The sequence below is a fragment of the Propioniciclava sp. MC1683 genome, assembly GCF_014164675.1.
Lineage (GTDB): Bacteria > Actinomycetota > Actinomycetes > Propionibacteriales > Propionibacteriaceae > Propioniciclava.
On record NZ_JACJFX010000109.1, the window covers coordinates 1 to 855 of the forward strand.

General features: G+C 66.0%; 1 protein-coding gene. It reads right to left on the minus strand.

The window, feature by feature from the left end; genetic code table 11:
- A partial coding sequence (locus H5397_RS17460) for a hypothetical protein (RefSeq protein ID WP_220492405.1) occupies positions 1-698 on the minus strand: 698 nt, incomplete at its 3' end.
- Positions 699-855: the final 157 nt, after the last annotated feature.

Consider the following 855-nt stretch of genomic DNA (forward strand, 5'->3'; position numbering starts at 1 on the left):
GGCAGGTCCTTGCGGTGGTCCTTCGAATGGCCGTACCGGCGGAACGCTTGGTCGCCTTCTTCTTCGGTGTCGCGTTCGAAGTAGGTGCTGGTCGTGTCGAACAGCAGTACGTCGACTTCGAGGTTGAGCAGGTTCGCCACCGCGAAGAACACGGCCTCCTGCACCTTGGCCTGGGCGTCCGCCTCGATCAGGACGTCCATCGCCCGATACGCCTGATCGTCATCCATCAAGGCCAGGCCGGGGATCGCCGCATCGTGGGAGGCCCACTCCGCAGCCGACAGCTTCGACATCGGATCGATCGCCCGGTTCGCCACCAACGCGAACAACACCCGCTCCACATCCGTGGTGAACCTTCGCGGGCCCAGCGCCTTCCGCAGCGCGTCATCCACGCCGAGCATCCGCCACAACCCGTCGAGCAGGTACACCGTCCCCATCGGACGGGACTCGGTGACGTGGAGGTGGTCACCGACCAGCTGGGCGGCGTCGCCGGGCAACGCTGCGGGGGCGGGTTCGCCCAGGTACCGGTTGATCGAGGCCACCAGCCGGGTCAGACCGTCCCGGTCCAGGCGATCCTCCCGGCCCAGGTTCAACAGGACTTCGGCGTGGGTGACGCCGTCGACCTTCCGGTTGTGCGCCACCTGCACGTACCGGACGATGCTGCCGTCCTTGTTCCGCCGTTGCGTGGTCCGCAAGTACATGCCCACCACTCCACCGCGTCCCTAGCCGTGGACACAAGCCCGACACGACAATTCGTGTGCCCACCGTTTTCAGCCGTTCCGGAACCACCGAATCGCGTTGACAAGCATCGATGCTCGCTCAGACCCGCCCGAATGCCCACCAACTGCGGAACTCGGG